Raw genomic sequence first — 13,680 nt, 5'->3', positions numbered from 1 at the left:
AATTCAAAAAAGATTCCAACCATTACCAACTGGTTTGAATCTATCGATTTGTGGGTTGATTGTGGAGAAGGAAAAGGTCCTTGCATCTGTTAGCCATGAAAATTTCAAAGAAATCTATCACCATTCCGATGCTGGCAGCAGCGATGCTGTTTGGTTGCACAAATGACAAAGTTAGTCCCGATAACGAGGTGAATCCGGTGGAAATACCGGCCTCGGTTTCGAGCGGGACCACCACTTTTGCATTTGAATTCATTCACGCATTACAAAAAACGCAACCTGCGGAGGAAAATTTCTTTGTATCACCACTCAGCTTGCATATGGCTTTGGGAATGCTTTTGAACGGGGCGGAAAAAGAAACCGCCGGCGAAATCCAAAAAGCATTGAAAATGGATGCAGTTGCATTGGCTGATTTGAATGCGGCATATAAGACATTGATTAACGATTTGCCGGTTGCCGATTCAAAAGTGAGTTTAGGATTAGCAAATTCGGTTTGGTATCGAAACGATTTTTCGGTTGAAAATGATTTTCAATCTGTTTTGAAAAATTCATTCGAATCGGAAGTGACAGGCTTGCCATTTGACGATGCCGCAAAGGACCGAATTAACAAATGGGCAAGCGATAAGACAAACGGAAAAATACCAAAGGTCCTCGATAAGATCCAGCAGCAGCATGTCATGTTTCTTCTGAATGCATTGTACTTCAAGGGAGACTGGCAAACGAAGTTTGATGCGGGTAACACGCGGGACACACCATTCAGGCTTGAAAACGGACAGAGCAAAAACGTAAAAATGATGTTTGCCGAATCCGACTTCAAAGTTGGATCGGGAAGCAATTACGACGCAGTTCGTCTTCCTTACGCCAACGGCCAGTTCAATATGACGGTGCTAATTCCGAGAGGCCAGAATACAATTGATGAAGTGCTGAAAGGAATTACCTCGGATGAGTGGGCGCAATTGAATGCGGGAAAAATGACAGAGCGCGGCATCACAATAGGCCTGCCAAAGTTCACGCTCAAATACTCGGCGCAATTGAAGGAGACATTGAAGGGAATGGGTATTAAACGCGCATTTGATGACAGTGCTCAACTGGGTAAAATCAACAAAACAGCAAAGCTGTATGTTGATTTTGTGAAGCAAGATGCATACCTGGGCATCGATGAAAAGGGAACCGAGGCAGCAGCGGTCACGTCGATCGGTGTAGGAGTTACCTCGGCTGAACCAGAGCCGCCACGCTTTATCTGTGATAGACCTTTTGGTCTGGTGATCAGTGAAAGCACTTCCAATACTATTCTTTTCGCAGGAAGGATCAATAATCCGGAATCGAAATAAGTAGGTTGAAAAGCATTTAAAAATATCAAAGATAAAAAATACCGGTTCGCCGGTATTTTCGGGGTGCGTTATCGTCCGAAGGCCTTGCTTTCGGACGATTTTGTTTTGTGTTCCAACTAATTACAAAAAAATAGTGTCCTGCACTTACCCAAGTTGAAACATCACTTTTACTAGCCTCTAATGCCTAACCGTATGAAACCTAAACTTTTACTGTTATGTATCGTAGCATGGCTCTGCTGGTCGTGTAATGATCAATGTAAGGAAACGCGCGTTGTACGCCGTTTCAGTAACGTTACGTATTCCCTGATGGAGCTCAGGACACAAGTAAAGGCGGAAGCGCCACGTACTTTGGAGCAACCTGGAAAGATGTATGTGAAAGGGAAGTATTTGTATGTCAATGAAATCAAAAAGGGGATTCATATCATTGACAATGGGAATCCTGCCAGCCCCAAATTTATAACATTTATCAATATCCCCGGTAATGGCGATATCGCCGTACGCGATAACATTCTTTATGCCGATAGCTATTCCGACCTCGTTTCGATCGACATTACCGACCCTACTGCGCCCAAAGAAGTGGGCCGTGTTAAAAATGTTTTTCAAACAGGTACTTTCGACGGAGGCAGCTGGGCACTCAATGAAACGATAGGCGCGATTTCCGATCAGAATGTCGAATGGGTAGAAGAAACCGTGGCCGTGAACTGCGAAGACAATATTTCGCCCACATCATGGTGGGGCGGCTGGTTGTTTGCGGATAGGGCATTTCTCAGTAGCGCGTCGTCGGCTTCGCCGCAGTCTTCGGGTAGCACCAGCGGACAGGGCGGCTCTATGGCCCGTTTCGCACTCGACCGCAATTTTCTCTATGCCGTCGGCCAGAGCCGAATGCATTTGTTTAAGATCGACAAGCCCTCACAACCGGTTGACTTTAAAACAATAGATCTCGGATGGGGCATCGAAACTATTTTTCCTTACGACAACAAACTGTTCATCGGTTCTTCGTCGGGCATGTTTATCTACGACAATATTGATCCTGCGGAGCCGAAGCAGCTTTCGATGTTCCGGCACGGCCGCGCGTGTGATCCTGTAGTGGTGCACGAGGGCGTGGCGTATGTGACATTGCGTACGGGTACCGCGTGCGGGGGAGCCCAGAACCAGCTCGATCTCGTGGATGTGAGCAATCCTTCCGCGCCGCAGTTAATCAAAAGTTACCAAATGGAAAACCCGCACGGCCTTAGTGTGGATTTCCCGACGCTTTTCCTCTGTGAAGGCGAACATGGCCTGAAAGTATTCGATGTAAGCGAGCGCTTCTCAGTGGATAAAAACCTGCTGGCGCACTTCAAGGATATGCACGCATATGACGTGATCTCCCTCGGTAAAACTTTGCTGCTGATCGGCGAGGATGGTTTTTATCAATATGATTCTTCTAATCCGAAAGATTTGCGGTTACTGGGTAAAATTCCGGTTGGAAAAGCGATTTGATATGAAAAAGATCGCGTATTTATGGTTGCTGCTTGCTGCTACGGCGGCTAATGCGCAAACGGCAAACAGTCCCAGGTTCGTGAACCATACCGAATTTGGCGGACTGTTCGGCAGGGTTAAATATAGCAATCCTTATACAGGAAACCAGGAACAGGTCGATAGCAAGACGAGCCTCACGATCCAGACATTTAACGGCGTGCAATTGAATCGCCGGCTATCTGCCGGTGTAACCCTTGGAATGGACTGGTACAAGGCGGCATTACTGAACCTTGTCGCGGGAGGCGTGCGCTATGATTTGGTCGGGAGGAAAAATGTGCAGCTTTTTGGCACGGTTGATGCCGGTTACGCCTTTGCCTGGTTTCACGATGATTCCGAGGGCTTCGATACGAAGGGTGGCCTGATGGTCAATCCGGGCTTGGGCATTAAGGCGGGAAAGCCGGGATCTGCTGCATTTACGCTGGCATTGACCTACAAACGTCAGGAGGCGCATGTTACAAAAGTGCCGTTGTGGGATCAAAAGGAGAGGTTTGAGGACAGGGTCTACAACAGGCTCGCCTTGCGGTTAGGGATCAGTTTTTAAATTATATGCCATGAAAAGAATTGTGTATTTGCTTATCTGCCTCGTTTTTCTTGCCCTGACGGCATTTGAGTGCGGAAATAACAAGGATTGTTGCGCGATGCCTCCGTGTTCGGAAATCGCGTCGTTGGCCGGGACCTGGCGGCTGGACTATTTTCAGAACACTGCCACTGGTGCAATAGACAAAGACCCTGGAATCAGTGGAAAAAGTGTAGTTTTCACCTTTTCGGACGATCAGAAAAGTGGGACGATTTCAGGCCATACGTTTGTGAATACGGTTACCGGCGCTTATACGCTTGGCGCGAATTGTACTGTCAAAATTACCAGCTTTGGTGGAAGTAAAGTTGGTGAGCCTGAATGGAGCCGAAAAGCATGGCTGCCGTCGGACTCGACGGGGGCCAAAGGAAGCTATCACGTGCAGTCCGATAAACTGATCCTCAAATTTGATCAAAACCCGGAACAGCTTGTGTTCAAAAAGGATAAATGAGAGGTATTCGGGCGGAGAATATCAAAGTTCCGATTGTATTTTCCGCCTGATATTGATTGATTTCTCAAATTCCGCGATTTCCCGTACAAACAGCTGTTGTCCGCGGTTATACCAATCCCTGAATTTCTCCGACTGGTCGATGTGCTTCGGCAGATAATCAAAAATCACCGACAGGTCAAACGATTTGGACATTACCCCCGCACCGGATATTACCCCGTCGATTGCATTGCATTCCTGCTCAAAATGGTTCGGCACCGGTACCATCATGACGGGTTTCCCAAGATACATGGCCTCACAAACGGATTCGAAACCAGCTGTCGTCACCAATGCGCGACAGGTAGCGAGCATACGAAGGTATTTTTCGCTGTTGATCTGATGGAACGTAAGTGTACTGTCAAAAACAAACTCTTCCGAGGCGTCCGCATTATCCCAGAAGCAATGTAGCTGCACCTCCGGGTGTTTTCGGTGCCAGTCGATGACCTGAGCGCTCAGGCTGTGGTGGGTCATGTAAACGAGTATGAAAGAGCCATTTTGGGGAGTGAGCCGGGTAACTTCCTTGCGGAGCAGCGGCGGTACCACCGTGATTTTCAAATCAGGCGCCGAGGGCATTTCCCGGAACGACAATGCAAGTCGGTTAGCCGAAAGCCAGGAGGTCGATTTGGAGTTGAGGTTGATCAGAAACTGGTTGATCCGGCTGTTTTCAGGAAAAATAAATTTGGGGTGAAGTAAAAGGTATTGGTGCGCGATGCAAACCATCGGTATGCCCGAGCGATAAATCATATTGTACAACCCGCCGTAGGTATCGTAAAAGCTCACAATCAGGTCGGGGTTGATCTGCCGGACCGTTTCGTGGATACGATGTAAGCTTTTGAGATATTTGGGTAAATGCGCGAGGTGTGTGGCGATCGTCTTGCCCACGTTCATGCCGCCACCGTGCGCTTTGTAAATGATATTGGGTGCAGCGAAATGATGCACCGGGGCGAAGATCTGCTCCTGGAAAAATGATGGAATATTCCGGCCCGGAGACGTTCCCACCATCGCACCCACTACCTTATGTCCTGCACCACGCAGGATCTGGCCGAGCGAAATGGCTTGCGTCAAATGCCCCCGGCCCTCTCCCTGAACCAGAAAAAGGATTCTCATGATTATAGATAGCGCTGATTCCGCCCCGTCAGAAAACCGGTGAACGCCACCTGCTTTTCCATGCCGGGGAAGTTCTCAACGACTTTTTTGGTACTCGTTTTTTTTACAGGTTTTTCGACGATCTGCTGCTGATCATAGTAGAGCAGGCTCCAGTTGCCGTCGAAATCTTCCACCAGCGCACTCAGGGTCTCTACCCAGTCGCCGGAATTCATGTATTTGATACCATCGATCTCGCGGATCGCCGGGTGGTGAATATGCCCGCAGATCACGCCATCGCAGTTACGCGAGCGGGCGAGCTCGGTCAATTTCTCTTCAAAGTCGGTCATGTAATTCACAGCCATTTTCACCGACTGCTTCACACGTTGCGATAAAGAGTAATAGGAGAGACCGCGCCATGCGCGATATTTATTGTAAAATTTATTAACCCATAGCAGGAATGTGTAACCGATATCTCCGAGGTAAGCCAGCCATTTCAAATGGGTGGTAATGGAGTCGAAAACGTCGCCGTGCGTGACGTAGAATCGCTGCGTGCCGGACGTTAACACGTAATCTTTGCGGATTTGGAAATGCTTGCCGAGGCGTAGCGGGATGATCTGGTCGAGGAAATCGTCGTGGTTACCCCGGATGTAGATCACTTTCGTTTTGTTGTCCTCTATCATTTTCAGCACGCGTTTGAAAAACAGCGTATGCTTGCGTTTCCACACACCATACTTTTTCAGTTGCCACGCGTCGATAATGTCGCCATTCAGGATAAGCTTTTTGCATGTATAGCTTTTCAGGAAATTGGTGACCTCTTCTGCCTTCGACCCTCCTGCTCCGAGGTGAACGTCAGAAATAATGATAGTCCGAAAGTGAGTTGTATCTCCCATGATACAAATTTTCTCATTTTATATTAACTGGATATTATTCGCAGGTTATCAGTAGGTTAAGTTTGTGCTGAAAACTACTTCTACAAATCGTTTTTGAAAGATTTCCAGAGTAACTATAAGTTTCTTTAAAAGAAAAACAGCATTTTTACCACTCACATAACTCATCAACCCTAATGAAAAAACTACTCACTCTATTGTTGTTTTCCGGTGCTCAGGCATTCGCTCAGCAAGTGTATTTGCCCCACGAAGTAGAAAAACAAGCCGAGCCGGCCGGCGGATTGACGGTACTGAACCAGTTTATCACTTCTAACCTGGAAATCCCTTTTCAAAACTCGGTGAAAGGCGTTAATGGTCGGGTTTATCTCAAAGGCGTAGTGCAGCCTGATGGCAGCATGAGCAATATTGAGGTCACGCGCGGTATCGATACTTTATGCAATGCGGCCGCTGTACGAGTGCTCGGAATGTACAAGGCCTGGAAGCCGGCCATGCTGGGCGGGCAAAGGGTCCGGCAAACAGTGTTCTTCCCTGTGACTTTCAAAGCGGATACCAAGCCTACCTACGATGAGACAAAACATGCTTTCGTCGATTATTTCAATGAAAATTTTGCCCCGATAGATTCTGCGCGCGCTAAATACCGCCGCACAATGCCGGTAGACGAGCGAGGATTTGTAGCTGGAAATGTAGGATACGAAGAAAAGGGCAAAAAATGGAAGAAGCTCGGCGAAGCGAAATTTGCAAAGACGCCCGTGCGCTACAAATCAAGCTTCGTGAATCCGGACAAGGATTCCATAGCCGCTTACCGCATTTCGGCGCGGGATTACAATGAAGCCAGCCACGCTACCGAGGTCACATTTACCTCCGAAGGTCAAATGCTGTCCTATACCGAGTATGGCATTGATGGGAAAGCTTCGCTCATTAAAGATTATGACCTTACGGGAATGGTCAGGCGTCAGCAACTTCTCTCGGATTCGCTTGTGACGGATGTTTATTGGGATGCAAATGGTCAAATCAGGGCTCACAGGGATTTTCCCGTAAACAAAATGGGCGTGAAAGAAGAGCCTCTTCTGATGAATGCCTGGGGGCCGGATGGGGTGCAATATACGAAAAGCGGAGAAGGCTATTGGATGGCTGCCGGCGAAACGCCGAATGGTAAGTGGCTGTTCGAACAGGGTAAGGTTACCGAGGGAATTAAGGACGGGAAATGGGTCGGAAAGCTAGCCGACAGCACGCAATATTATGAGGAGATTTATGATTTGGGTCAATTTAAATCCGGCGTTTCGTGGGTGAATGGGACGAAGATGACCTATGAAAAACCACAAATTCAGCCCGAATTCCAAGGCGGGATCAAAGAGTTTTATAAGTTTTTGGGAATGAACATCAAATACCCGATTGATGCGGCACGGAGAGGCGTTGCCGGCCGGGTAATGCTCTCATTTGTGGTTTGCGAAGACGGTTCAATGTGTGAATATAAAGTAGAGAACAGGGTTGGTTACGGTTTGGACGAGGAAGCGCTCCGCGTTGCAAAGCTGATGAACGGAAAATGGAACCCGGGCGAAATGCGAGGACAAAAGGTACGGGTTAAATACAATGTGCCTATCAATTTTCAGTTGGAAAGCAGCCACGTGACAATATACAGATAAAGCAGCAGACGTTTAGCCATTTATCCTTTCCCGGCGCCAATCACAGGCTCCGGGATTTTTTTGTCCCAAATGCGTTAGGAAGTTGGCCAGAGTTTGATAATATTGTGATATCAATTTAATATCAAACCAAGCAAACTATGATCGAAAAGGAATTACGTTCTATCTCTGGCTATCTGCTGTTTGCGATAGGCCTGCTGCTGCTGTTCGGCGGCTTTGTGTATGTGGTCACAACGGGTAGTCCGGTTACGGGGATCATCATTGCCATCATCGGATTTATCATTCTGATCGGCCTCACGGTCATTAATCCTAATGAGGCGGTGGTAACCACTTTTTTTGGGGATTATATGGGGACGATGAAGCAGAATGGCCTGCGCTGGGTAAACCCGCTGTTCCGCAGGAAAAAGATCAGCCTTCGTGCCCGTAACCTGAATGGTCAGAAACTAAAAGTAAATGATAAACTCGGTAACCCCATTGAGATCGCTGCGGTTGTCGTGTGGCGCGTGGGCGATACGGCCAAGGCTTCTTTTGAAGTAGATGATTATGTAAAATATGTGGAGATCCAGTCGGAAGCGGCGGTGCGGCATTTGGCAGGTATTTATGCTTACGACTCGATGGAGGATGAAGAAGCGAGCACGCAGGAAGTGACCTTGCGCGACGGCAGCGGAAAGATCAACGAAATGCTCGAAGCCGAGCTCACCGAGCGTCTAAGCCGGGCAGGGATCGATGTCCTCGAAGCGCGGATCAGTCACCTCGCGTATGCGCCTGAGATTGCGGGTGCGATGCTGCAACGCCAGCAGGCGTCGGCCGTGGTAGCTGCACGTCGTCAGATCGTGAACGGAGCCGTGGGCATGGTGGATATGGCATTGGCCATGCTGTCGGATAAGCGGATCGTGGAGCTCGATGAAGAGCGCAAGGCCGCGATGGTGAGCAATTTGTTGGTAGTTTTGTGCGGCGAGAAAGCGGCGACCCCCATTCTGAACGCCGGTACTTTGTATCCATGATATGGCGGAGAAAAAAGCATTTGTTTTGCGGATCAATCCTGATATGCTTAGGGAACTCGAAACCTGGGCACAGCAGGATTTCCGCAGTTTGAACGGGCAGATCGAGTTTTTACTAAGTGAGGCATTGAAAAAACAAAGGCGCTCAAAATCAAAGGGAAGCGATAGGGACGGTGCAAAAGATTAATTAAAATGTTAACATTGCACTTATATAGTTGTCGTACTAATTTTTTAAGCTCAGATGAAGCAAATATTCAGGACACTTTCATTAACAATCCTTTCCTTTCAGCTTTTTGCGCAGATTCCCGACACATTTCAATGGCTGCCCGACGGTAGCGGCTACCGCGATGCGGGCGATAGCCAGATTGTGGAAGTAACATTGCCCGCCAATCAGGAAAAAGTCATTGTATCAGCAGCGCAGCTTACGCCACAAGGCGGCACGCCTTTGAATATCCGAAGCTACTCGATCAGCAAAGCGGGTGATAAGGTTTTGGTTTACACCAATACCAAACGCGTGTGGCGATACGATACGCGCGGCGATTACTGGGTTTATGACATTACGGATAAAACACTGAAACAACTTGGAAAAGGACTGCCTGAGTCGTCCCTGATGTTTGCCAAATTTTCGCCGGACGGCCAGAAGGTCGCGTATGTGAGCAAGCATAATGTGTACGTGGAAGACCTCGCAACCAGTACAGTGAAGCAGGTTACCGCCGATGGTACCGATCGCGTGATCAATGGCACATTCGACTGGGTTTACGAAGAGGAGTTCGACTGCCGTGACGGTTTCCGTTGGAGCGACGACAGCAAATCCATCGCCTACTGGCAACTTGACGCGCGCAAGATCCGTAACTTTTTGATGATCAACACCACGGATTCCATCTACTCATTCAATGTGCCGGTGGAGTATCCGAAAGTAGGAGAAACGCCTTCGCCGTATAAGATCGGTGTGGTGGACGTTGCTTCGGCGCAGACTAAATGGATGAATATACCGGGCGATCCGCAGAATACCTACGTTCCGCGGATGGAATGGTCGGGTATGCCGAACGAGCTCGTGATCCAGCAGCTGAACCGCAAGCAGAACGAGAGCACATTGTTCTATATTAATACCACCGATGGCAGCGCGAAACCATTTTACAATGAAAAGGACGAGGCATGGATCGATATCAAAAGCCGCTGGGAGAATGATCCCATGGGCTGGGACTGGATCAATGGCGGTAAGGAATTTTTGTGGGTAAGTGAAAAGGACGGCTGGCGTCATACTTACCGGGTAAGTCGCGACGGTAAGAAAGAAACGCTCATCACTGCGGGCAATTTTGACATGATCAATCCGGTTCGTATCGACGAGAAGAACAATACTTATTATTTCATGGCTTCGCCCGATAATGCGACGCAGAGTTATTTGTATAAAACATCGCTGGATGGCAAAGGTACGCCGGTACGCATTACTCCGGCCGATCAGTCGGGAACGCATGCTTATGACATCTCGCCGCTGGGCAAATTCGGACGTCACCAGTTTTCAAATGCCAGAACATCGCCTTTGGTAGAGTGGATTTCGTTCCCTAAACATGTTTCGATCGATCCTAATAACGCTATTGCACAGTCGAAAGACAAGATCAATTCGTCGAAAGCGAATATCGAGTTCTTTAAAGTAAAAACCGACGAAGGCGTGGAGGTTGACGCTTGGATGGTGAAGCCTACTAATTTCGATGCAAGCAAAAAATACCCGATCGTATTCATGGTGTACGGCGAAGCTGCCGGAAGCACGGTGAAAGACGTTTGGGGAACCGGCAAAAACCGTTTGTATGCCGGCAATATGGCCGACGACGGATACATCTACGCTTCCATCGACAACCGTGGTACGCCCTCACCGAAAGGTGCCAAATGGCGCAAGGCGATCTACCGTAATATCGGCCGCATTAACATCAAGGATATGGACGGAGCTGCTACCGCGATGTTCAAACAATTTGCATTCATCGACACCAGTCGTGTAGCAGTGCACGGATGGAGCGGCGGCGGGTCATCGACGTTGAACCTGCTGTTCCAATATCCGCAGCATTTCAAAACCGGTATCGCAGTGGCTGCTGTTGCTAACCAACTGACGTACGATAATATTTACCAGGAGCGTTATATGGGTATTCCGCAGGAGAATCGTGAGGATTTTGTGAAAGGCTCGCCTATCACCTATGCAAAAAACCTGCGTGGTAACTTGCTGTATATCCACGGAACCGGCGACGATAATGTGCACTACCAGAATGCAGAAATGCTGGTCAATGAGTTAATTAAGGCCAATAAAGTGTTCCAGTTCATGCCTTACCCGAACCGTTCGCACAGCATTTCGGAAGGCGCAGGCACTTCCCGCCATCTGCAATCGCTTTTTACGGATTATCTGAAGAAAAACTGCCCTCCGGGAGCGAGATAATGCTGCGGCTGACATAAAAATGCCTCCGGGAGCAACTGCTTCCGGAGGCATTTTCTTTTAAATATAATAAGACTATTTCCCGTACAATTTCTTAGCCGCAGGCTCATACTTATCGCCAGCGCTCCATTGCGGAGCCGCTTTCCGGTCGGCGATCAGACGTGTAGCATACGTGTACGCCTGGCTGAATTTCAGGAGATAATTGAAATCGACGGTCTCGGGATGATCGGTTACCTGGTGGTAGTTTTTCATGATATCCCCATTGAATTCCTTGAAGCCGGGTGTGAAAGTCGGAGCGGGAACGCCTTCTTTGGCAAAACTCACATTATCCGAACGATCGAAAAGTCCCTGTTCCGGCGAAGGATCCGCATAAACGCCGAGACCGAACGCCTTGGAAGCCGCCTCGATTTCTGCACGAGCGCCGGTACGATCGAGGCCCATTACCGAAACGATCGTGGTATCGTTATAACCCGCGCCGTCGGAATTCATATTGAAAATGCATTTGTTCAAGGGCATAATCGGATGAGAGGCGTAGTATTTACTGCCTAGTAGTCCTACTTCTTCACCAGTCAGCGCCACCAGGACGATAGACCGTTTCGGCGGATTTTTAGCCAAAGCCTCGGCGGCCGTAAGCAATGCCGTTACACCGAATGCATTGTCACGTGCGCCATTGAAAATGCTGTCCTCGGGTGTAAATGTCTGTCCGCCCTGCTTACCTACGCCCACATGGTCGTAATGCGCGGAGAGCAGGATGTACTCTTCTTTCAGTTTGGGATCGGAGCCGGGAATGTAACCGGCCACATTATAGCTGTAAATAGGTTTGGCAATCCGGCCGGAAGTCTTGAAACTAACCTCTTTCACGCCACGCAATGCACGTGCGAACTTGGTTTCCTTGCCGTTCACCCAGGCATGCGGGATCGATTTGGCAGCGGTACCTTCGGCCAGCGATATTTTTTCTCCCGCAAAGAACTTGCTTACCGTATTCCAGGGAATAGGCGCATTGAAAAGTTCAATAACGGCGATAGCCCCCTTTTCCTGAGCGATTTTACGTTTTTCGGTTGAGGTAGCGATGATTTCAGCGGGTGTCTGTGTTTCGGGTGTACCGCTTTCTACCAAAACTATTTTACCTTTCACATCCAGGCCCTTGTAATCGTCCCAGCTTTTGGCCGCATTTTCCAGACCAAAACTCGCATAAACGAGCGGCGCTTTCAAATCCACCGCATCGCCGGCCATGAGCAGCCAATCGGTGCCGCTTTTCATGATTTCGGCATCAGCGGCGATTTCTCCCGGGCCATTAGCCCCCATTTTTTCAAACGGTACACGCTGGAAGTAGCTGGAAGTACCCGTTTCTGTGTTGCCTGGCACAGGAACAACACCCAGTTTGCGAAACTGCTCGGCAATATAGCGTGCCGCGACGAAGTTACCCTGCTCGCCTGTGCGCCTGCCCATGAGCTCATCGCCCGCAAGGAAACGGATATGTGCTTCGGTTTCGCTTTTTTTGATTTGAAACTCAGGTAATGAAGAAGTCTTTTTCTGGGCCGCGGCGGGAAGGGTAAGGGCGAGGCCGAGCGGTAACAGTAGTAATGATAGTCTCATGACTGTTTTGTGATGATTTTCAAAAAGAAAATGTGAAGACGTAAGATAATCAGACATCTTCACATTCGTATGTTGCCGTAATCGGAATTCGCTACCGTTTGTTCAATATTACGGCGGCTTCTTTCGCAAAATAGGTAAGGATGCATTTTGACCCTGCGCGGCGGATGCTCGTAAGTACCTCCATCATGGCACGCTCGCCATCAAGCCAGCCGTTTTGTGCCGCGGCTTTCACCATTGCATATTCGCCTGAAACGTTGTAAGCGGCGATCGGAATGTCGAAATTTTCATCCAGCAGGCGGATAATATCGAGGTATGACAATGCAGGCTTCACCATCAGCATATCGGCACCCTCTTCAAAATCCAGCTGCGCTTCGAGTAATGCCTCGCGCTTGTTGGCGGGGTTCATTTGGTAAGTTTTTTTATCACCAAACTTGGGCGCCGATGCCAAAGCATCACGGAATGGGCCGTAGAACGCGCTGGCGTATTTGGCGGAATAAGACATAATGCTCACGTCCGTAAAACCATGCGCATCGAGGTGTTGGCGGATGTAACCTATGCGGCCATCCATCATATCGCTCGGGCCGAGGATGTCAGCTCCGGCTTTGGCTTGTGCCAGCGACATATTGGCCAGGATTTCGAGCGAGGCGTCATTCAATATCTTGCCGTTTTCGACCAAACCGTCGTGCCCGTCGGAGCTGTACGGGTCCATGGCCACGTCTGTCATGATCACCAACTCGGGGAATTTTTCCTTAACGGCCGTAATGGCTTTCAGATAGAAAGTATCCTCGCGATAGCTTTCCGAGGCGAAACGGTCTTTTTTGCTTTCAGGATAGTTGGGAAAAAGGTCGATAGCCCTGATACCCAGGTCGGTCACTTCTTTGAGCTCTTCGAGCAGATTGTCCAGCGAATAGCGGTAGATGCCCGGCATCGACTTTACCTCTGATTTCTGCTGCGTTCCGTCCACGACAAACATGGGGAAAATAAAATCGGATACCTGCAAATTGGTTTCCTGAACAAGGTCACGCACACCTGCGGATTTTCTATTGCGCCGGGGACGGCGGGATAATTCGATCATGATATTGGCAGTCGGCGATCGGCTCTCGGCCGTCGGCTTTTTTGAAGCTTATGAAAGTACTTTTAGAAA

General features: G+C 48.8%; 12 protein-coding genes. 8 read left to right on the top strand and 4 right to left on the bottom strand.

What is annotated here, in order from left to right; genetic code table 11:
* The first annotated feature begins 95 nt into the window (after positions 1–95).
* From J7619_RS17715 to J7619_RS17700, 4 genes are all read left to right on the top strand, one after another.
* Complete coding sequence (locus tag J7619_RS17715; RefSeq protein WP_291201268.1) at positions 96–1,328, top strand: serpin family protein; 1,233 nt, start codon at positions 96–98, stop codon at positions 1,326–1,328.
* A gap of 192 nt (positions 1,329–1,520) precedes the next feature.
* Positions 1,521–2,807, top strand: a complete 1,287-nt coding sequence (locus tag J7619_RS17710; protein WP_291201265.1) for an LVIVD repeat-containing protein — start codon at positions 1,521–1,523, stop codon at positions 2,805–2,807.
* A 1-nt stretch (position 2,808) separates the two neighbouring features.
* Positions 2,809–3,387: a hypothetical protein gene (locus J7619_RS17705; protein ID WP_291201262.1), complete on the top strand. Its 579-nt coding sequence runs from the start codon at positions 2,809–2,811 to the stop codon at positions 3,385–3,387.
* Positions 3,388–3,397: 10 nt separating this feature from the next.
* Positions 3,398–3,871 (top strand): hypothetical protein, encoded by a 474-nt coding sequence (locus tag J7619_RS17700; RefSeq protein WP_291201259.1) that lies wholly within the window; start codon positions 3,398–3,400, stop codon positions 3,869–3,871.
* Positions 3,872–3,892: 21 nt separating this feature from the next.
* Here the strand turns inward: J7619_RS17700 and J7619_RS17695 are convergent, their stop codons facing one another.
* Both J7619_RS17695 and J7619_RS17690 read right to left on the bottom strand, forming a co-directional pair.
* Entirely contained in the window at positions 3,893–5,014 is a 1,122-nt protein-coding gene (locus J7619_RS17695) for a glycosyltransferase family protein (RefSeq protein ID WP_291201257.1), read from the bottom strand.
* Between the two features lie 2 nt (positions 5,015–5,016).
* Positions 5,017–5,883, bottom strand: a complete 867-nt coding sequence (locus tag J7619_RS17690) for a UDP-2,3-diacylglucosamine diphosphatase (protein ID WP_291201254.1) — start codon at positions 5,881–5,883, stop codon at positions 5,017–5,019.
* Positions 5,884–6,056: 173 nt separating this feature from the next.
* On the opposite strand from J7619_RS17690, the gene J7619_RS17685 reads away from it, so the two are divergent.
* From J7619_RS17685 to J7619_RS17670, 4 genes are all read left to right on the top strand, one after another.
* Complete coding sequence (locus tag J7619_RS17685; RefSeq protein ID WP_291201251.1) at positions 6,057–7,523, top strand: energy transducer TonB; 1,467 nt, start codon at positions 6,057–6,059, stop codon at positions 7,521–7,523.
* A 137-nt stretch (positions 7,524–7,660) separates the two neighbouring features.
* On the top strand, positions 7,661–8,524 hold the full coding sequence (locus J7619_RS17680; protein ID WP_291201248.1) for an SPFH domain-containing protein: 864 nt from the start codon (positions 7,661–7,663) through the stop codon (positions 8,522–8,524).
* Between the two features lies 1 nt (position 8,525).
* Entirely contained in the window at positions 8,526–8,708 is a 183-nt protein-coding gene (locus tag J7619_RS17675; protein WP_291201245.1) for an Arc family DNA-binding protein, read from the top strand.
* Between the two features lie 54 nt (positions 8,709–8,762).
* A complete protein-coding gene (locus tag J7619_RS17670) occupies positions 8,763–10,943 on the top strand; it encodes a DPP IV N-terminal domain-containing protein (RefSeq protein ID WP_291201242.1) in 2,181 nt (726 codons plus the stop codon).
* 72 nt (positions 10,944–11,015) lie between these two features.
* On the opposite strand, the gene J7619_RS17665 is transcribed toward J7619_RS17670, so the two are convergent.
* Together J7619_RS17665 and hemB are read right to left on the bottom strand one after the other, a co-directional pair.
* The gene (locus tag J7619_RS17665) at positions 11,016–12,536 is read right to left on the bottom strand and encodes a M28 family peptidase (protein WP_291201239.1); all 1,521 of its coding nucleotides are present in this window, start codon (positions 12,534–12,536) and stop codon (positions 11,016–11,018) included.
* A gap of 91 nt (positions 12,537–12,627) precedes the next feature.
* Complete coding sequence (gene hemB / locus J7619_RS17660; RefSeq protein WP_291201236.1) at positions 12,628–13,611, bottom strand: porphobilinogen synthase; 984 nt, start codon at positions 13,609–13,611, stop codon at positions 12,628–12,630.
* Positions 13,612–13,680 lie beyond the last annotated feature (69 nt).

It is taken from the genome of Dyadobacter sp., from assembly GCF_017744695.1.
Taxonomy (GTDB): Bacteria; Bacteroidota; Bacteroidia; order Cytophagales; family Spirosomataceae; genus Dyadobacter.
The sequence above is the reverse complement of the archived record's forward strand: the minus strand, read 5'-3'. Positions and strand labels throughout refer to the sequence as shown.